13 protein-coding genes, 1 tRNA gene and 1 pseudogene are annotated in these 18493 nt (G+C 69.4%); 6 read left to right on the plus strand and 9 right to left on the minus strand.

Features of this window, described 5'->3' with window-relative positions; all coding sequences use genetic code 11:
* Positions 1-378: 378 nt before the first annotated feature.
* From ACRRSS_RS23160 to ACRRSS_RS23175, 4 genes are read right to left on the minus strand one after another with little or no spacing between them, the layout of a single operon-like run.
* Positions 379-588, minus strand: coding sequence for a hypothetical protein (locus tag ACRRSS_RS23160; protein ID WP_435973046.1), 210 nt, complete (start codon positions 586-588; stop codon positions 379-381).
* Positions 585-1358, minus strand: coding sequence for a hypothetical protein (locus ACRRSS_RS23165; protein ID WP_435973047.1), 774 nt, complete (start codon positions 1356-1358; stop codon positions 585-587). The genes ACRRSS_RS23160 and ACRRSS_RS23165 overlap by 4 nt, the downstream gene beginning before the upstream one ends.
* The gene (locus ACRRSS_RS23170; RefSeq protein WP_435973048.1) at positions 1355-3511 is read right to left on the minus strand and encodes a hypothetical protein; all 2157 of its coding nucleotides are present in this window, start codon (positions 3509-3511) and stop codon (positions 1355-1357) included. Before ACRRSS_RS23170 ends, ACRRSS_RS23165 begins: the two co-directional genes overlap by 4 nt.
* Positions 3512-3518: 7 nt before the next feature.
* Positions 3519-3839 carry a hypothetical protein gene (locus ACRRSS_RS23175; protein ID WP_435973049.1) on the minus strand — a complete coding sequence of 107 codons (321 nt, stop codon included), beginning with the start codon at positions 3837-3839 and terminating at the stop codon, positions 3519-3521.
* Between the two features lie 603 nt (positions 3840-4442).
* Between ACRRSS_RS23175 and ACRRSS_RS23180 the strand changes: the two genes are divergently transcribed.
* Positions 4443-9149, plus strand: coding sequence for a hypothetical protein (locus ACRRSS_RS23180; protein WP_435973050.1), 4707 nt, complete (start codon positions 4443-4445; stop codon positions 9147-9149).
* Positions 9150-9455: 306 nt separating this feature from the next.
* Here ACRRSS_RS23180 and ACRRSS_RS23185 read toward each other — a convergent pair whose 3' ends face one another.
* A complete protein-coding gene (locus ACRRSS_RS23185) occupies positions 9456-9947 on the minus strand; it encodes a hypothetical protein (protein WP_435973051.1) in 492 nt (163 codons plus the stop codon).
* Positions 9948-10236: 289 nt separating this feature from the next.
* Here ACRRSS_RS23185 and ACRRSS_RS23190 point away from each other — a divergent pair, with 289 nt between their 5' ends.
* Together ACRRSS_RS23190 and ACRRSS_RS23195 are read left to right on the plus strand one after the other, a co-directional pair.
* Positions 10237-10833 carry a hypothetical protein gene (locus tag ACRRSS_RS23190; RefSeq protein ID WP_435973052.1) on the plus strand — a complete coding sequence of 199 codons (597 nt, stop codon included), beginning with the start codon at positions 10237-10239 and terminating at the stop codon, positions 10831-10833.
* 202 nt (positions 10834-11035) lie between these two features.
* Entirely contained in the window at positions 11036-12436 is a 1401-nt protein-coding gene (locus tag ACRRSS_RS23195; RefSeq protein ID WP_435973053.1) for a tyrosine-type recombinase/integrase, read from the plus strand.
* Between the two features lie 29 nt (positions 12437-12465).
* Here ACRRSS_RS23195 and ACRRSS_RS23200 read toward each other — a convergent pair.
* Positions 12466-12542 (minus strand) — tRNA-Pro (locus ACRRSS_RS23200).
* A gap of 53 nt (positions 12543-12595) precedes the next feature.
* The gene (locus ACRRSS_RS23205) at positions 12596-14539 is read right to left on the minus strand and encodes an ATP-binding protein (RefSeq protein ID WP_435973054.1); all 1944 of its coding nucleotides are present in this window, start codon (positions 14537-14539) and stop codon (positions 12596-12598) included.
* 137 nt (positions 14540-14676) lie between these two features.
* On the opposite strand from ACRRSS_RS23205, the pseudogene ACRRSS_RS23210 reads away from it, so the two are divergent.
* Positions 14677-15141 (plus strand): annotated as a pseudogene (locus ACRRSS_RS23210) (DUF309 domain-containing protein); the annotation flags it as partial.
* Positions 15142-15345: 204 nt separating this feature from the next.
* On the opposite strand, the gene ACRRSS_RS23215 reads toward ACRRSS_RS23210, so the two are convergent.
* Entirely contained in the window at positions 15346-15714 is a 369-nt protein-coding gene (locus tag ACRRSS_RS23215; RefSeq protein WP_435973055.1) for a DUF488 domain-containing protein, read from the minus strand.
* A 29-nt stretch (positions 15715-15743) separates the two neighbouring features.
* A complete protein-coding gene (locus tag ACRRSS_RS23220; RefSeq protein WP_435973056.1) occupies positions 15744-16346 on the minus strand; it encodes a TetR/AcrR family transcriptional regulator in 603 nt (200 codons plus the stop codon).
* Positions 16347-16547: 201 nt separating this feature from the next.
* Here ACRRSS_RS23220 and ACRRSS_RS23225 point away from each other — a divergent pair, with 201 nt between their 5' ends.
* Positions 16548-17360 (plus strand): phosphatase PAP2 family protein, encoded by an 813-nt coding sequence (locus ACRRSS_RS23225; RefSeq protein ID WP_435973057.1) that lies wholly within the window; start codon positions 16548-16550, stop codon positions 17358-17360.
* Positions 17357-18442: a DMT family transporter gene (locus tag ACRRSS_RS23230; protein ID WP_435973058.1), complete on the plus strand. Its 1086-nt coding sequence runs from the start codon at positions 17357-17359 to the stop codon at positions 18440-18442. The genes ACRRSS_RS23225 and ACRRSS_RS23230 overlap by 4 nt, the downstream gene beginning before the upstream one ends.
* The last annotated feature ends 51 nt before the right edge of the window (positions 18443-18493 follow it).

The following is an 18493-nucleotide window of genomic DNA, read 5'->3' on the forward strand; positions in this document are numbered from 1 at the left end:
TCCTGGATTCACCACGAGGGCCGGCGGGTCGGGTGCTGGTCCCAGAACATCCCGAAAAACGATCGAGGGGCCGCTTCAGATCTCTCTGAAGCGGCCCCTAGATCTACGACTCCTTCGACTCGACGACAGGATTTGAACCTGCGACCCCTTGACCCCCAGGAGTAAGGGTCAGGGGCATTTTCTGGATATTACAGACTTAATCCGGGCGAATATCGTGCACGTAACGGCCCGTCGTGCACCATCGCGCATGCCGTGTGGTCCCCAACTGGTCCCCAACTCACGTCCGGGCCCAGCCTCATGCCTCGCAGCGGCCGTGCGCGCTGTCCGATTCGGCGTGTAGCAAGCGTCGAGCCCCACCCAGGAACGCCTAGCCCGGGTTCAGGCACGGTCTCCGTGGCCGTGCAGGAGGTAGTGGGAGTCGCCCGGGTGGCGCTGGACCCGGGCCTGTCGCCAGGCGGCGTCGAACGACAGCTGCTGGGGAGGCGAGGCGTGTGCGCGGGCGCGGGCGCGGCGCATCAGGAGCAGCGCACGCCAGCTGGTTCGCGGGGACAGAAGGAGACGCCACAACGTCGTGTGCCGGGCGCTCACGATGCGTCCGTGGCAGTGGGCCTGGTCTCACTGGTCGCCGGCGGCGGTGTCAGCAGGGCTTCGACCTGGTCGGCATGACCGGGCTTCCGGGCGGCGCGCATCCCGTTGGCCAGGAGTATCACCAGCAGTCGCTTCTGTTCCTCTTTGGGGAACTCGGCGAGGAAATCTCGCAGGATGGTCAGGAGTTGCCGCTCCATGGGTTCGTCGTGATCCTTCGGGTAGCCGCGCAGCCGTCGTGCGAGCGCTTCCAGCTCCGCGTCAGCGGGCGGCTGGGTGATCTGGGCATCGGGCTGCTGGAGCCATCGAGCCAGGAGGGCTGCCGGGTGGGCGAGTTCCTGGGCGAGGGCTTCCGCGCGCTGCCTCGTGAGGGTGTCTGTGGCTGCCTGAGCGCGTATGGCAGTGAGCAGTTCCTTCACCGCGGCACGGTCCTCGTCCGCGAGTTCGAGCTGGACGGAGGCGGTGACGGTGGCACCGTCCGGAAGGCCGAGTTCCTGAGGTTGGCGCAATTGCCGTGCGCAGGCGTCTTGTGCGGCGGGGAGGTCGATTGGGTCCTGGTCGCGTACTGCAGCTGCCGCCGTGGTACGCAGGGCGGTGCGGACACGGTCGGCGATCTCGTCCGGGTCATAGGAGCCTGAGGGCTCCGGTGCCAGGGTCGCTTGGATGGTGGCGGTGTAGTAAATGCCAGGTCGGCTGCTGCGCAACACTGCGGAGAAGGCGTCGATCTCCCGATGGAGTCGCTTACGGCGGGCCCGTTTGAAGCCGTGCCTCATGTCGCGTCCTCCGTCCCGATGCGAAGGGCGGAATCGTCTTCGGAGGCAATTGCGGGGCCCAGCGGCGTCTGGATCTGGCCGCCGGGCGGCGTCGGCCGGGGGTCGTTCCATCGCAGGATTAGGCGCTCGCGCAGGTCGACGACCGACTGTGAGGTGTATCCCGTGCCGGCCCGTCCGGCGATGAAGGTGGACAGCGGACCGGTCATCCAGTGCTCGCGGATGACGCGGTTGAGTACCTCGACCACTGCGTCGGCGTCGAGAACGCCGTCGGCCACGGCTTCGGCCCAGGCGGTGAGGACCTCCTCGCACCATGCTTCCAGCGTCGGCACGGACAGGGCGGCGGACCATCCCTGCACCAGCTCGTCGGCTGTGTCTGAGTGCTCCAGGGCGTTGGCCAGCAGCAGGATCGCGGCAGGGTGCTCGGCGGAAGGACGGAGCAGAGACAGGACTGCGCGGCGTGCCGCGAGATGGTTGCGATCGTCCGGCTGCTTGTATTCGGTCAGCCATTTGTTGACCGTGTCCCACACGCGCGGCAGCAGCCGGAGGTCCGAGCCCATGGCGCGCAGGACCTCTTCCGCCAGGGATACGGCGCTGTCGTGTTCGCCACGGCCCAGGACCCAGCGCAGGCAGGTGAGCGCCTGGCGGGGGTATTCCTTGGAGAAGGGCCCCTGGCACACCACCGCGGCCACGGTGGCGTTGGCCCGGGATTCCTGGCCGGCCCAGGATCGCAGTTTCGTACGGGCTTCCGGCCCGAGGGCGGGGTCCCTGGCGACGCGCGCGAGCAGACGGGCGGCGCCGTCCTGCCCGGCGTCGCTCGCGGTGGCCCATGACTGGGCGACGTCCAGGGGACGCAGATCGCTTTCGTCGACGGCGAGTTGGGCGAGCAGATCTGCGATCTGCGGGATCCGTCCGGCACCGAGCCCCTTGGGGGCGGTGAGCTGCTTGACCCACTGGATCAGGCTGGGCTGGATGTCGCTGAGCTGGCGCCAGAAGTGCCGCAGCACCGCGGCCGGGTATCCGGGCAGGTGGCTGAAGGAGACGCGCTGCCCGTCACTCTTCGCCTGGACCGCCTCCAACCGGGTGACGAGGTCACGGCCCGTGAGAATGTCCCGGATGCCGCGCGTCTTCTGGTCCCTGAGCAGCAGACGCGCCCCGGCCAGCACTTCGGCGGGGCTGAGTCCTTCAAGCATGATGGCCGCCAGCAGCAACGCCCGATCATCCGCGCTGTCCTGTGTCTCGCGAAAGACGGTGCTGACTCGTTCACGCCAGCGCAGTACGAGGTCGCGGGCGTCCTTGACCGTGCCGCCCGATTCACTGATGCGGCTGAGTTCACGGGCGAGTGCCGCGGCGTCGCCCGGATGCATGTCGGCGCGAAGAAGATCATCGAGCGGGGCTCGACGGTCCTCACCGTCGCTCTCCTCGCCCCGCCTGTCGACGTCCCGGACACTTTCCTGCAACCATCCCCGGCGTGCGACCCACGGATAGATCTGCTCAATGTGGCGCCGCGCGATCCGGTCCCCCGGGGGTGCGTGGACGGCGCGAACGACGGTGCGCCCCAGGACCGGGTCGTTCTCGGGCCAGCCGCGCTCACCCGCCACCACGACAAGGTAGGAACCTCTTTTCCGCAGGATCTCGGCGTGTCCGAGGAACTTCCTGGCCGTGACGTCCGGCTTCTCCCAGCGCATGCTCTCGCCCGAAACGTCAAGCAGGTACCCCCGGCCATGCTCGGCGGGGAGCAAGAACTTGTCTTTCTCAACCGATTCCCAGTCCGGCAATACGTGCTCAAGGCGCAGCCGTAGCCTGGGCCCGCTGTTGCCGGGCAGGACGGGCCGCAGCTCAGACAGGGCGCGCAGTCCCGCTGCGGTCTTGCCCGTCCCGGGCGGGCCGGCGATCACGACTACGCGCTCGTCCAGGCCGAGCATCGCCAGCACTTCCGGGGCGGTCGCGATCTCCTTGCCCTCGCCGTTCTCGGCGACCCAGGCACGGCGGACCGCGTCGATCTCCGCCGGTGGCACGGGCTCGGTGGGCAAAGGCTCCTGCTGGTGCAGGTTGATGTCCCGCCCAGCTTGCAGCAGAGTCGAGTAGGTGTTGTTGGCGGCGTGAATCCCTCCGTGGGACACACGATTGTCGGGCGGCACAGTGGACGAGGTCACGGCCCGTTCACGCCCTCGGGTTGCGTGGCGGCACCCCGTAGTTGATGCCCCCACTGCCCGCGTCCAGGTTGCCCAACGCCTGCACGATCTGGCTGTTGGTGTTGTTCTGCGCGGTCAACACCGGGGCGCCCTCCGACGGTGCGTCGTCCTGCGGGGCGGGCAGGAGCACCGCCAGTTCCTCACCCATGTCGGGATAGCGGTCCAGATAGGCAGCAACCTGCAGGACGAGCCGCTGCTCCAGCCGGCTGCGCAGATCGTCGCGGTTTTCCTCTGCCGCCTCGGCGAGGGTCTGCTCCGCCGCATCCAGCAGCTCCAGCTGCCGCTCCACAGACGACTCCCCGTCCCGCCTGAAGAACCGCGCCAGGGCTCCGCGCAACGACAACCAACCGCCCCTGGCCATCTCCGCCGCCACGGCACTCGCCGCTGGCACAGCCACTGCCATCACGTCCAGTTCCGAAGCCACCATTCCCCCTCGTCATACGTTGTCGTTTTACAGCCAGGGGACAGTCTGCGATCACTCATGCACACAGAGCAGCGAGATGAGGAAGCATGACGGAAACGGATAGGGCCGCGTGCATCGCAGCACATCGCACACATTGCCTCGAATAAGTCACTTCATTGGGCGCCAAACTGCCTGCCCTGCCTGTGAACAGTGCCGCCGGTCAGGAGTTCGACACGTATCCAGCCAGCTCGGTGTGTGCTGTGCGAAGCTGGGGTTGGTATGCGGCAATCGGCAGGATGGCCGAATTCGGGCTCTCGTTGCCCTGCGGTAGGCGATGGTCAGCGTTTGCACTCCTGGACGAACCTCGACCAGGGCGATGCACACGGTTGGGTCCATCGATCTGCCAGCCTTCGACGCCGGCACCGGGTAGTTCTTCTGGCGGCGGAGATAGAGTCGACACTCCGGGTGAAACAGATCGAGGAGCGGCCTGTGAACGAGAACTCGTCAGCGCGCTCGGACGCGGGTGGTAGCGCTGGAGCTGGCGGCTTTGACTTCCAGGACCGCGTCGCTGCATGGTTCGCCGTCGCCACCCTCGCCAGCGAGGCCGCAGCACCGGTGCAGGGCCTGTGGACTGGCGCGGTCGAGCAGGTCGCGTGCGAGACCGGCGAGCCTGTCGACGACTGCAGGGTACACACCACCGATGGCATCACCCTGGCACTCCAAGCCAAACGATCCATCACCTTGGGCAGCACGAAGACCAGCGAACTAGCCAAAACCGTAAGACAGTTCGTTGCCCAGTACCTGCTACCTGGGCACGATGATGACCGCCTTGTCCTCGTGACAACTTCAGAGGCTTCCGGGGCAGTCAGGAACGACCTTGAACAGGCTCTCCGGCGGCTGAGGAACAGCCCGGTCGGCTCCGACATCGCCGCTCTCCAGCTCAACGCAAGACAGGTGTCCGCGCACAAGGCGTTCACTACTCATGTGGCAAGGGAGTGGGAACAGCAGCGCGGCACAGCGCCTTCTGCTTCTGAGCTGGAAGGCTTCTTGAGACAGTGCTACGTGTGGACTCTCGATGTGGAGGTGGGGGGCGCAGCTGAAGTAGGAGTTCTCGACCGGCTTCGCGCATCTGTGATCGCCGAGGCCGGGCAGGCAACCGCTGCATGGAATGTCCTGCTCAGCACCTGCAGGCAGTTGGCCATCAATCACGGGGCGGCGGGATTGGAGCAACTGCAGGAGTCACTCATCGTGAGTGGGGTAGCTCTCGCAACACTGCTGAACTTCAGGGCGGACGTGGTCCGGCTGACGCACGTCACCGACGTGAGCATCGAGCAGCTGAGCAGCGGACTCACCACGGTCCCCGCGCCACGAGGAGCCGTATCGATCAGCCGCAGTTCGGCCTCGGGGCTTGCCGAACGGTCCTTGGCGGAGTCCTTCCTCGTTGTGGGCGGCCCCGGCACAGGCAAGACTGTCATCCTCCACGAGATTGCGTCGACGGCGCGTGATGCTCAGCGCCCCGTGCTCTTCCTCCAGGTGGGCAGCCTTGCAGCGACCAGCGCTGGAAGCCTGCAGTCCGAGTTGGGACTCCAACACCCGCTCCTGGATGTCCTGGCCCAGTGGTCCCCAGGTGAGGTTGGGCTGCTTGTCATCGACGCTCTCGACGCGGCGCGGACTGATGCATCCTCCGGGCTCTGGAGGTCGATCATCAAGGACGTGGGCCGTCGGCTGCCGCACTGGCGGGTCGTTGCTTCGATCCGCACCTGGGACTTGTCCCACTCTCCTCAGCTGCGCACGGCATTCCCTGCAGATCCAGCTGAAGTGGATGATTTGGACGACGAGGAAGTCGCACAGGTCAGCAGCATCTTTCCTGAGCTCGGAGACTTGATCGACAGTTCCGACGACCACCAGCGGCGCCTTCTTCGGAACCCGTTCAATCTACGGCTGGCCGCCGAGCTGCTCCAGGACGGTGTATCTCCTGCCGGGCTCGCTGGCGTTGGCAGTCGGCTCGATCTCTTGAGCCGCTATTGGCAGAGCCGAATCAGCGAGGGCCAGGATGGGAGTGCCCGAGAGGCCCTGCTCGCAAAGCTGTGCGCAAACGCGGTGCGCGAACGGCGCTTGGCTGTGCCCGCCCAACAGATCCTGTCCGGCGACACTGCTGCAGGCACCGTCCTCCAATCGCTGCTGTCTCGGTCAGTCCTCACCTCTGCGCCTAGCATCGCGGGCGGACCCGGTCGGGGGCCCCTGCAGTTCGCGCACCATGTGCTCTTCGACTACGCGGTCGCACTGGTGCACTTCGAAGCATTTAGTGGGGGCCTGCCCGAGTGCCTACAGGATGACCCAGATCTCCTCTTGTTCGCGCGTCCCAGCATCGACATGTACCTGGACATGGCCTGGAACCAGGGGCCGGCAGTGTTCTGTGAGCTGGTCCTGAAGCTCGCCGATCCGGGAATAAGCCCGATGGCCATGACCGCTGCCGCCGAGGTCATGGCCCGCAATACGCGAAGCACTGCGGACCTCGAACCCCTGCTCGAAGCCACGTCGAGCGCCATCCCCGCGGCGCAGCGCCTCCTGCAGGCAGCGGCCATCGCCGTCTCCATCCGAGTCGCCGACCCGTCGCTTCCTGGGGCAGGGGTATGGGCGGCCATCGCCGAACGACTCTCGCACCATCCCGCGGCGGCCCTCCAGGCTCTGGGAGACCTGGTCCGAAACCTTGCTCCGCAGTACCAAGCCCTGGTGCCCGAGCATCAGCGGGCGTGCGGCCTCGCCGCACGCCGGCTGATGGAGTACCTGTGGGGCCAGCCACCCGTATCCGGGGCACGACTGGCGATCACCGCCGTCATCCAGACCGCAGCAAGCGACCCCGCGGCAACGGAGGCTCTGCTTCGCCGGGCCATCGACCCGAAGCAACTCTCCGAACGCGGCTACCACGACCTATTCGCCCTGACGGACAGCATCGAGCGACTGATCGATCAGGTGCCCGGAATGGTCGAGGACCTGTACGTGGCAGTGCTGAGCCACAAGGAGACGTCATCCGAAGCCACACGTATGGGCTCTGGAGCTGTCCTCACCCTGCAATCCACCCGACAACAGGACTTCGACGCATCCAAGTACAGCCTGGTCCAAAGCTTCCCGGACGTATTGCGGTGGAACATCGCGGTCGCCTTGTCGATCCTCAGCAGGCTCAGCCTCACGGAGCGCCCAGACGCCCCGACCGTGACGGTTCGACTCGCCTGCAACCCTGTCGAGATCATCGTCGATGACTCACGACGGTGGGACTTCCCGTTCAGTCCCGCAGGACGGGATCTTCCGGAACTACTCGATACTTTCCAGAGGCACGCTTCCGGGGCGAACGAGGATCACTCTCAAGCCAGCGTCGGAGCCGCAGCATCCGCGCCGCACGCTGCCAGTGTGTGGCGGCGCATCCTGCTGGCAGCAGCCGACAACCCCGCTCTGCGGAAGGCGCTTTTCGAACAGCCCGCCACCATGGCGACGCACCTGACCGTCCCCGACCTCTTCGGCGCCGCGGCGACACTCATCCGAGCAATCCATCCCGACCTCGATCCGGAGCAGTCAGCCGCTCTCAAGGACGCCGTCCAAGCCCTGAAGCCCACGGACGTCGGCTCAGATGACCCCGAAGCGGCCACAGCGACCCGGCGTTACCACGCGTTCGCTGACTCCCTGTCCACGAACCATCCTGATCCAGCGGCTGACCGGTCACTCGAGCAGGGTGACTGGGATGGCTGGGTTGCCACAGACCCAAGCCCATGGGAGCCGAATTCCGCGGGCTCCAGCGCAGACGAGGCCCCCTCAACCGTGGCTGCCCGGGCCCTCATCACGGTGCTGCGCGAGTTCACCGACCGCCATCTCAACGGCGTCCCTGAGGTATCAGAGATCACGTCCAGTTTCCCCGAAGCCACCGAGCTGTGGGGCATGCTCGGTGCTCTCCCAGACACCGTCCGCGACGAATCGGAAGACCTCCTGGCGCGAGCCGCGGAAATCTGGACACGCAACACACAAACCCCGGGCCACATGCTGACACAGGCCCGGGACATGCTGCTGGCCTTCGCTGTACATCGACGACCCGAACCCACCACGGAAAACGCCCACTTCGACACTCTCATCCCCCAAGGCCCCCGCGGCGACGCCGCACGCGGCCTGCTCCAGCTCAGCCGCCTGCCAGAGCAGTACGGCCCGCAGCTCACATCAGCCCTTCAAGAACTCGCCGCAGATCCCGTTGGTTGGATCAGACTCACCGTCGCCCGGGCGGCCAGCTATCTCCACCACACTGACCCAACCCTCGCCTGGGAGCTCCTAAACCGCTTGGCCGACCAGGACGACGACGAGGCCGTACTCGGCGCGACAGTCGATGCGGCTTGCCGCTCCATGGGTAACTGGGGCCGCGGAATGGAGTTGCTCACCCGCGTAACGGCACGCATCGTCCCAACGGCCAACCGGAATTCTGCGGCAGCCACGTGTGCAACAACAGCCGGGCTCCTGTGGGTCCACCACGCCTTGCCCGAGGCCGGCAGCGCTGTCACGCACATGGCAGAACAGTGGCCGGGCGCAGAACCATGGTTGACGTGCGTCCATAACCTGCGCGGGGCGCTCGTCGACAGCGATCCCGCAGTCAGGACACGGGCACTGGACCTGTACCTTCAGCTGGCTGAGCCAGCCATGGCCAGGATCACATCTCTACTCGAGCGAACCCAAGCACTGACGGACGCCGAGCAGCAAGACCTGCGGGCACAACTCCTCCTAGCCGACACCATCGCTCTCCAGATCTACGCGGCCACCAAGCCAGGTGACTCCGGTGATGGCCAGCCCACAGAGGAGCAGGTCGGACTCGTCGACGAAGCCACGCCACTGATGCACCTACTCATGGCGGTCCCTATCGCAAAGGTCACCCACCATCTCGTCCAGGTCTACGAGCACGTCCTGGATCAACGCCCACAGCAGGGCCTCACCGGCGTGCGGGACATCCTCACCACGACAGGAACCCAAAGCGGCTACACGGCAGACAGCCTCGCTGTCAGCACGTGCGTCAAGCTTGCGGAACGCATCCTCGCCGACCATCGAGACATTCTGAGGGTCCCTGAGAACCTGACTGCCCTACGCGAAATCTGCGACATCTTCATCGAGGCTGGATGGCCCCAAGCCCACCAACTCGTCTTCGGTATCGAACAAGCGTTTCGCTGAATTAACTCACGAACGCGCAGGGCCAGCCGGACGGCTGGTCCCCGTGACGCACTACCTGCACCATTGAGCCGATGATGCGTGGCAGATCTGCGCAGGTCAGCGAGACCCCAGAGGGCAGTGGCCTGCCTGTGCTCTCGACAGCACGGCGGTAGTCGGCGGCGGTCATGCCGCGGCGCGCCCAGGAGCGGAACGGGAAGGGCTTCATGCTGAGCGAGTAGGCGGCCATCGCGGTTGTGACCACCGGATGACCGTCAATTCCTTGATCACAGCCTCATTGTGTCGGATCGCGGATCTCGCAGCAGGGCATCACCGGTTGCGGATTGTCAGAAGGACTGTAATGCCCAAGAGCGCAATCCCAGCCACCTCCAATATGAATCCGCGGCGCAACCACACTCCCTTTTCATTGATCGCTTTGGTCGTCTCCTCGAATACGTCCACCTGCGCGTCCGCAATGACACGCTGAGCCTGCCCCTCGGGGGCTTCCCAGTGTTCCTCAGCGATGATCACTCGGAGATCACTCGGTTCGATGACGTCGGGTGCGGTGCGCGGCTTGACCACCAAGAGTCCGCAGATGCAGGCGAAGATGAAGGCCGTGAGCGCGCAGGATGCGCTGGCGAGCTGAGCAGTCGAGAGCTTTCGTCCCGGCGCCAGGATTCCCAAGAAAGCGAGTCCGATACTGGCCACAGCACCCGACGTGGTAATGAGCGAAACCGCCCGCGCCTCGATGTTGTCGCGGCGCGCCCGGACATACGTCAGCTGCTGAGAGATGAATTCCGCCGCGACCTTCCCGGCAGTCACGCGCCGCCACTTTTCGGCTTCTTGCGCGGATTCGCGCCAGCCGTGAGGCTCTTCAGTGTCAGCTTCCTCGGGTAGTCCCGGGTCGTTTCAGAGGTTCCTCCTGCGCCGCTCCCGCTCGAACCGCCGGCTCCACTCTGTCCGCCTCCGCCGCCCTGAGGCTGGGTGTTGGCCATGGTCACGTTGCACTCCTCTGAACGTAGTGTGACAGCAGGCAGCATGCCCTACGGCACTGACAGTCGGCATACCCCCTGCTGGCTCCACAGATGGATCATCGATTCCGCTGCGCCCTGTGGACGAACTGGTGTTTGATGCGGGCATGGTCGAACCAGTCGGAGCCGCCGCCTCCGCAGCATCACGCGCCCTGGTAGGCGCCGTCACCAAGCAGCTGATGTCGCAGACAGGGACCAAGCTCGGGGGCCGGGAAGAACGGCGCCAGGTCTACGCCCGCTTCCAGCAGGCGACCGTAGCCGCGATGGTCGAAGCTCAACATCAGCGGCTGCTCGTGAAGGTCGTATTCCCCGCCTGGATCAGCCCCAGGAAGGCGCAAGGGATGGTGGAGCCCCTTCACCGGTTGCTGACCGAGACACTCCAGACGTACATGGACCTGCGAGTCGTCGCGAACCCGAAGCCTCTCGAGGCAGCCGACGCTGTGCTCACCGCAGTCAACGGCATGTTCGACCTAGTCTCTGGCGACGAGGGTGAGTTCTGGAAGGCAGCCGATCAAGTCGGCGAGGCTCACCGGGCATTCGTGGACACGGTCAGGGATGACCTCTGGTACCTGCCGCAGTGGTGGCAAGCCTACCGGCCGAGCTGGTGGTCAATTCGCGGGACCAATCGAAGGCGGCGCAAGGCTCTTCGGTCGGCACGAACGGCATTGCCGACGTGACCGTCGCTACCACGGGTGCTACCTCCATACCTCGGTACGCCTCCTGAACCCGCAGACGAAGAATCTACTGAGCGTCTGCGGGTCCCTTGGCGCGCAGACAAGGGAAATTCGCTGGTCACGGTTTCTCTGACGGGCGTGGTGGTCGCGTGTGGTCGCACGCTGAGGGTGTCGGATCTTTCTCCGCCTCGTGGAGGCGATCGCCATGCGTACCAGTGCCGGCCGAGGCCGTGTCTACCGTCGGTGTGGCTGCCGGGACACCCACCGTCACCAGGTAGGTGCCCGCTGTCCTCACCTGCTTACCGACGGGGCCCACGGGACCTGGGGCTTCGCCGTCGACGTCCCTGCCCCAGACCGTCACCGGACGACGGTGCGCCGGGGTGGTTTCGCCAGCCAGGATTCGGCTGAAGAGGCACTGCGCCGGTTCCTTGAGGGTGAGGCTGGCGGGTTTGATGCGGATCCGAACCAGACTGTCGCCGCCTACCTGGACGCGTGGCTGGCGGCGAAGGCGCTGGTGCTGAAGCCGACGACGATGGCCCGGTACCGGGACTACGTGCGCAACGACCTGGTCCCCGCGTTCGGCACCCTCAAGCTCGACCAGCTCGCGCACCGGCACATCGCGGCCTTCGTCACCGGTCAGCTCGCCGCAGGCCGCGGGCGCACCACTCTCTACCGGTGCCTGGCCACCCTCTCCAGCGCGCTCGGCGACGCCGTCCGCCAGCACCGCCTCCCCCGCAACCCCGCTACTCCCCCGGTCCTGCGCCGGCCGCCGTCACCGGAACGACGGACCTGGACCGCAGAGGAGGCGGCCCGCTTCCTTGCTCACTGCCACGAGGCCGACCCGGAGATGGCCGACCTGTTCGAGGTCCTCATCGGCACCGGCATGCGCAAGGGCGAGGCCCTCGGCCTGCACTGGAACGACGTCCACCTCAACGAGGGCGTGCTCTACATCCGCTGCACACTCTCCGCCATCGACAACAACCGCCTCGTCATCACCACGCCCAAGACCCGGTCGAGCAGAGGCTGGATCGCCATCTCACCCCGCGTCGCCACAGCCCTCCGCCGCCGGGCACGCTCGGCAGCCCAGACCCGCGGAGACCCCAACAATCCGTTCGCGGGGCTGGTCTTCTGCCGACCCGACGGCCGCCCGCTCGGCCCGCATCTGGTGCTCGACCGACTCCACCGGCTGTCCGAGGAAGCCGGCGTCCCCCGGGTCACCGTCCACGACCTGCGCCACCTCGCCGCCACCATCACCATCACCGCAGGCGTCCCGCTGACCGTGGTCTCCAAGACGCTGCGGCACTCCACCCTGTCGACCACCGCGAACCTCTACAGCCACCTCACCCAACAAGCCGCGCACCAGGCCGTCGACACCATCGACCACGTCCTCAGCGGCGCCCAGCAGACGGCCAGCCGTACGGACCAGCCCGCATGGCTGCGACCACCGAGCGACCACCTCCACCGCCTCCGCGAAGCCCTCCACAAGCTCCGCTCCCCCGCGCCACCCGCCACCAGCACCCCGGCGAACCAGCCCCGGCGCGGGCGTGCGACCACACTGCGACCACCACGGCCCCGGACGCACGAAAGGCCGTCCTCTCATGGATGAGAGAACGGCCTCCGACCCGCGTTTCCGCATGGTCGGGACGACAGGATTTGAACCTGCGACCCCTTGACCCCCAGTCAAGTGCGCTACCAAGCTGCGCCACGTCCCGATGCCCGTCTCCGCCGGGTCGCCCCCGCGGCTGCGTGCAGGGAAAACATTACCTCACTCCGGAGGGCGGGATGACGCACGGGCTGTCACCGCGTCCGAGGTGAGGGTGTCCACGCCGCAGGCGGCGGCCAGGGACGTCGCTTCGGCGAGGGCGGTGGCCGAGCCCGTCGCGTGCGCGAGGTCGAGCCTGGCGCGGGCCTCCTCGTAGCGGGAGGGGGACTCGGCCAGGTGTGCGACGGCCCGGGTGAGGAGGTCGCGGGCCTCGGCGGGCTCGGCGAAGAGGGCCAGGCAGCGGAGGGCCTCGCCCATCACCGTGGGGGTGCCGAGGCGTTCGGCGTGGACGTGGGCCTCTGCGGCGATCCGGGCCGCGCGGTCCGGGTCCGTGCCGGCGAGCGCCCGGGCGAGCTCGAAGGGCCAGGGGGCCCAGATGCCGTGGTGCCGGCCCCGGACGGTCAGCGCCTCGGCCGCCGCTTCGAGGGTACGGACGGCCTCCTCGCGCCGGCCTTCGGCGAGCAGCAGCCGACCGAGGACGCTCGGTCCGTCGGGCAGCACGACCGCGCCCGGCCAGGGCGGGCCGAAGGCGTACCGGTCGGCGACGCCGCGTGCCTCGGCGGTACGGCCCCGGGCGAGGAGCGTGTCGACGAGGAGACAGGCCGTGTCCCAGTGGACGGGGAGACCGGTGCCGACCCGGTCGGCGAGCCTGAGGCCCTCCTCCAGGTAGTGCTGTGCGCCCGACAGGTTTCCGCGCCTCCGGTGGACGAGGCCGAGGAGGGTGTGGGCGAAGGCCAGGTGGGCGCCGCTCCAGCCGGAGATCTCGAAGGCCCGGACCGCCTCTCCGAACAGGGCCTCGGCACGGTCGGGCCGGTCGGCGAACGCGTACGCGATGCCGGTGAGCGCGGGGATCTCGAAGCCCCAGATGAGGTCGGTCCAGCCGAGCCCGGCGGCCGGTACGCCGTCGACGAGGGCGAGGTCGCAGAGCCGCACGACCTCGGCGGCGGGTTCGCCCCGGAGCATCCCGTCGAAGGCGCGGACGGCGATGAGGGCCCGCTCGGAGTTGTCGGCGCCGGTGAACTCCGCGGTGAGTTCGTCGAGGCGGCGGGAGCGGCCGATGCCGTTCTCCTCGGCGGCCTGGAACCCCTCGAACATGAAGTGCGCGGCCTGGAGGCGTCGGCGACCGGTGCCGGGCGGGGTCCGGGTGGCCCCGGCGGCGGCCGTCCTCGCCGCCTCCTGGAGCTGGTTGTTGTGGGCGAGCGCCTGGGCGAGCCGGTGGGTGGCGTCGATCCGGAGGGCGTCGTCCAGGCCGGGCAGGTCGAGCGCGGAGCGCAGATGCCGGACGGTGGCGGCGGGCGCGGTGAGCAGGGACGCGCAGCCGAGCTCGTACAGGACGGCGGCGTACGTGTCCGGGTGCGGCGGTTCGGCGAGGGCCCGGTCCAGACAGCGGCGGGCCGCGTCGGGCGCTCCGACGGCGAGGTGCTCGACGGCGGCGGCCCGCAGCAGCCGGACGACGCTCTCGTCCTCGTCGGGGTGCACTTCGAGGAGGTGCCGGGAGGTGGCGGCGGGGCTGTGGCCCGCCTCGGTGAGCGCCCAGGCGGCGCGCCCGTGGAGGGCGGTCCTGACGGCCGGGGACACCGATCCGTACACGGCGGTGGCGATGAGCGGGTGCCCGAACTCCAGCGGGTCGTCCGGTGCGGACGGGTGCGGCGGGGCCACGATCCTGGCCCGGCGGAGCCGTTCGGTGTGGTCGGCCACCTCGTTCGGGGACGTGCCCGTGAGCGCCGCGAGGAGTTCCGGTGTGCTGTCGGCGCCGAGGACGGCTATCGCCCAGGCCAGGCGGGTGGGTCCGGCCCCGAGCTCCTCCAGGCGGGCGACGAGGCCGCCGCCGCGCGCACCCGCGCCGAGACCGCGGAGCAGTCCGGCGGATCCGGCGACGGGTTCGACCATCCGGTCGCGGGCCTTGGCCAGCAGTTCGACGGTCTCGTAGGGGTTCCCTGAGGTCACCGTCCACAGTTCGCGGCAGAACGGCGCGTCCGCGTGCCCGCCGAGCGCGTCGCGGGCCAGCGCGGCGGGGCGGAACCGGTTTGCGCTGGACCGACGAGCCTAGCGTTCCTGATCGTCGCGGGGGCGACAATGGGTGGGTGAACCGGACAGCGAGTGACCGTGGCCGCGACCGCGACGAGGAGGGGCGGGCCCGTAGCGCCCGTCCCCGCGACGGGCTCGGGCGGCCGCTGCCGTACGGGGCGGAGGGCGTGCCCCGGCAGCCCGAGGGTGTCGTCCGGAGCCCCGAGGAGACCCTGCGCGAGGCACAGCGGCTGTTCGACGCGGGGATGCCGTTCCACGCGCACGAGGTCTTCGAGGACGCCTGGAAGGGCGGGCCTGAGTCCGAACGGGAGCTGTGGCAGGGCCTCGCGCAGCTCGCCGTGGGGCTGACCCACGCCGCGCGCGGCAACACGGCGGGTGGGGCGCGGCTGCTGCGCCGCGGCGCCGACCGGCTGGCGAGCGGGCCGGGGGGTGCGACGGGCGCCGTCACGCAGCCGTACGGGATCGACGTCGGCGGACTCGTTTCGTGGGCACGGGAGTTGGCCGACGTGACCGACGGAGGGGCCCGGGGCGCCGACGTGACCGACGGAGGGTCCCCGCGCGCCGACGTGACCGACGGAGGGGCCCGGGGCGCCGACGTGACCGACACCGCCGGTCCTGGCGCCGGTGCGGCCGGCACCACCGGTCGGGGTCCCGTCGTGGTCGACGCCGTCGCCGAGGCGCCTCGGTTGCGGCGGGATCCGTCCTGACGGCCGGCTGCCCGGGGGCTACGTCCCGTCGAGCGCGCGACGGAGGACCGACGTGTGGCTCACGGACGGGTCCTTGGCGGCCGTCAGAAGGGTGATGGTCCGCTCCGCCGCGAGGTGCCGCAGCCGGTCCAGGGCCGCCGCCGCGTCGGGGGCGGTGAGTTCGGCCTCGTACCGCCGGCGGAACTCCTCGTACGCGCCCTCCGGTCCGTGGTACCAGTGGCGGAGTTCGGCGGACGGGGTGAGCGCCTTGGGCCACTCGTCGATGCGGGCGTCGGTCCTGGCGAGTCCGCGCGGCCAGAGCCGGTCGACGAGGACCCGTACGCCGTCGTCGGGCGAGGGGGTCTCGTAGACGCGGCGGACGCGGACGTCGTGGCTGCGTGCGGGCATGGCTCCAGGGTGCCGGACGGGTCGGGGACTCACCCGTCGACGCGCAGCGCCGGAAGGAGGACGGCGTCGACGAAGCTCCGCATGGTCGAGGTGTCGGTGAAGCGGTCCTCGAAGAGCCGCTCGATGCGGAGCATGCCCATGAAGCAGGGGGCGACGAACGGGATGGCGGGGTTGCCGCCGTCGACCTCGCCCCGCTCGACCGCGCGGGCCACGACCGCCTCGATGGCCGCGACCTCGGGCGCGATGACGGTCTCGCGGAGCGCGGCGCGCAGGTCGGGGTGCTGGATGAAGGCCTGGGCGACGGCCTCCATGAGTTCGGCGTCGCGTTCGCGGTGGGAGGCGGCGATGCGGGCCGCCTCGCGCAGGTCGCCGGCGAGGGTGCCGGTGTCGATGCCGGCGAAGACGACGCAGCGCCGCCGGGCGAGCGCGGCGGTGACGAGCCGCGGTTTGGTGCCCCACTGCCGGTAGAGGGTGGCCTTGCCGCACTTGGTGCGGGCCGCGACGCCCTCCATGGTCACCGAGTCGTAGCCGCCCTCGCGCAGGAGGCGGAGCACGGCGTCGTACAGCTCCGTCTCGCGCTCGGGCGTGATCTTGCTGCGGCGGGCTGCGGTGGTCGCGGCCTCTGTGGTCATCGATCCCTCCCGGACACCTCTGTCTCTGCACATCCGAGAGTAGGGGGTGCACAATCGAGACGCAAACGTATCGAGACGCTTGCGTCTCGATGAAATCGGATCTAGGCTCACTCCGTTTGTTGGCGATTTGACGGATTAGAGGGCCGCGCGATGGCTGCCGGGATACGCGGGATACGCGGGACACGTCCTGCGGGACCGGGGATGACGCCTACCCCCGGCCCCACCGGAGCGGACGGCGGCGGCGGAGCGGGGGACGGCGGCGGGACCGCCAGACCGCCCCTCCTGCGCGAGCTCGCGCTCGTCACCGCGCTCTTCCTCGTCTACAAGTTCGGCCGGCTCTTCGCCAACGGCCACGAGACCCGCGCCTTCCGGAACGCCGACCGCGTCTGGGACGCCGAGCGGGCGCTCCACCTGCCGGGCGAGGAGACGGTCCAGCAGCTGCTCCTGCACGGCGAGCCGCTGGTCCGGGCAGCGAACACGTACTACGCGGCCGTGCACTTCCCGGCCACGCTCGCCTTCCTCGTCTGGCTGTACCTGCGCCGCCCCGCCCACTACGTGTGGTCGCGCCGCGTGCTCGCGCTCGTCACCGGCGCCGCGCTCGCCCTGCACCTCCTGATGCCGCTCGCGCCGCCGAGGATGCTCGCCGCCGGCGGACTCGTCGACACCGCCCGGGTCTACGGACCCTCGGTGTACGGGGCCACCCCGGAGAGCGACTCGATGGCCAACCAGTTCGCGGCCATGCCCTCGCTGCACTTCGGCTGGGCCCTGATGGTCGCGATCGGCCTGATCGCCGCCACCCGGTCCCGCTGGCGGGTCCTGTGGCTGCTGCACCCACTGCTGACGCTGCTCGTCATCGTCGGCACCGCCAACCACTACTGGTTCGACGCGCTCGCCGCCGCCGCGATCCTCGGTCTCGCCCTGCTCGCCGTCCGCGCCCCCGGCCGCCGGACGGCGCCCCCACCCGTACCCCACCCGCTCGGTACGGCCCACCTCCCGGTCGGAGCCCTCCGATGAACCCCGCCACCGGCACCGTCGTCGCGGTGCTCCTCTCGCTCGTCTCCGCCGCCGGATACGCGCTCGCCGCCGTCGCCCAGTCCCGGCTCGCCGCCGCCTCCCCCGCCCAGGACGGGCGCGGGGCGCTGCGCGCGCTGCTCACCCGTGGCCAGTGGTGGTCGGCGGTCGGCCTCAACGCCGCCGGAGCCCTCGCCCACGTGGCCGCCCTGCACTACGGACCGCTCACGCTGGTCCAGCCGCTCGGCGCGCTGACGCTGGTGGCGGCGCTGCCGCTGGGCGCCTACGCCGCACGCCGGCGCGTGACCCGCACCGAGTGGCGCGGGGCGCTGTGGACCCTGGCCGGTCTCGTCGGTCTGGTCGCCGTGACCGGACCGGCCGCACCGGGCGAGGCGCTCAGCCTGCGCGAGGCCCTGGTCGTCGCGGCGGCGACGGCGCTGCTCATCGCCGCGCTCGCCTCGGGACGGCTGCACGGACGCGAGCACGGCGGTGCGCGCGGGGCGGGTCCGGACGGGGCCGGCGGCCGGGCCTCCCGCGGGCTCGGCCACGCCACGGCCTCCGGGATCGCCTCGGGCGTCGCCTCCGCGCTCACCCAGACGCTGACGGCCGCGCTCGCGCTCGAACTTCCGGGCCGCCAGCCGGTCTGGTGGCAGACCGCGCTGCTCGCGGTCCTCATCTCGGGCTTCGCGACGGGCGGACTGCTCCTCTCGCAGGCCGCCTACCGGGGTGGCCTCGCGGCGCCGCTCGCCGTCGTCAACCTCTCCAACCCGGCGGCCGCCGCGATCATCGGGGTGGCGCTGCTCGGCGAGACCTTCCGCGCGGGCGCGTGGGGCTGGCTGGTGGCGGCCGGCGCCTCGCTGGTCGCGGCACGGGGCGTAGTCCTGCTGACGAAGGGCGCACCCGCCGAGCCCGCGAGGGAACCGGAGCCGGCTCCGTCCGCGACGGCCACGGCGCCGGAGGCCGTCGGCCGGGGCTCCCTCCGCGCGCGTGCCCACTGGGGGGTGCGGACGGTACCGGCGCCCCGGGTCGCCGAACTCGGACCGAGGGGCCGCGAGGCCGAGATGACCTTGAATTCGTCATCTTGACGACAACCCGGGAAGCCCACTATCGTCAACCTGACGACAAGGGGGATTCCT

It is taken from the genome of Streptomyces sp. Qhu_M48, from assembly GCF_051305195.1.
Taxonomy (GTDB): Bacteria; Actinomycetota; Actinomycetes; order Streptomycetales; family Streptomycetaceae; genus Streptomyces.

What these genes read in the sequence shown, in the direction of transcription:
- ACRRSS_RS23220 (WP_435973056.1), bottom strand. Translation starts at nt 16,346, where the DNA reads ATGACCACAGAGGCCGCGACCACCGCAGCCCGCCGCAGCAAGATCACG.
- ACRRSS_RS23165 (WP_435973047.1), bottom strand. Translation starts at nt 1,358, where the DNA reads ATGAGGCACGGCTTCAAACGGGCCCGCCGTAAGCGACTCCATCGGGAG.
- ACRRSS_RS23225 (WP_435973057.1), top strand. Translation starts at nt 16,548, where the DNA reads ATGACGCCTACCCCCGGCCCCACCGGAGCGGACGGCGGCGGCGGAGCG.
- ACRRSS_RS23230 (WP_435973058.1), top strand. Translation starts at nt 17,357, where the DNA reads ATGAACCCCGCCACCGGCACCGTCGTCGCGGTGCTCCTCTCGCTCGTC.
- ACRRSS_RS23215 (WP_435973055.1), bottom strand. Translation starts at nt 15,714, where the DNA reads ATGCCCGCACGCAGCCACGACGTCCGCGTCCGCCGCGTCTACGAGACC.
- ACRRSS_RS23195 (WP_435973053.1), top strand. Translation starts at nt 11,036, where the DNA reads ATGCGTACCAGTGCCGGCCGAGGCCGTGTCTACCGTCGGTGTGGCTGC.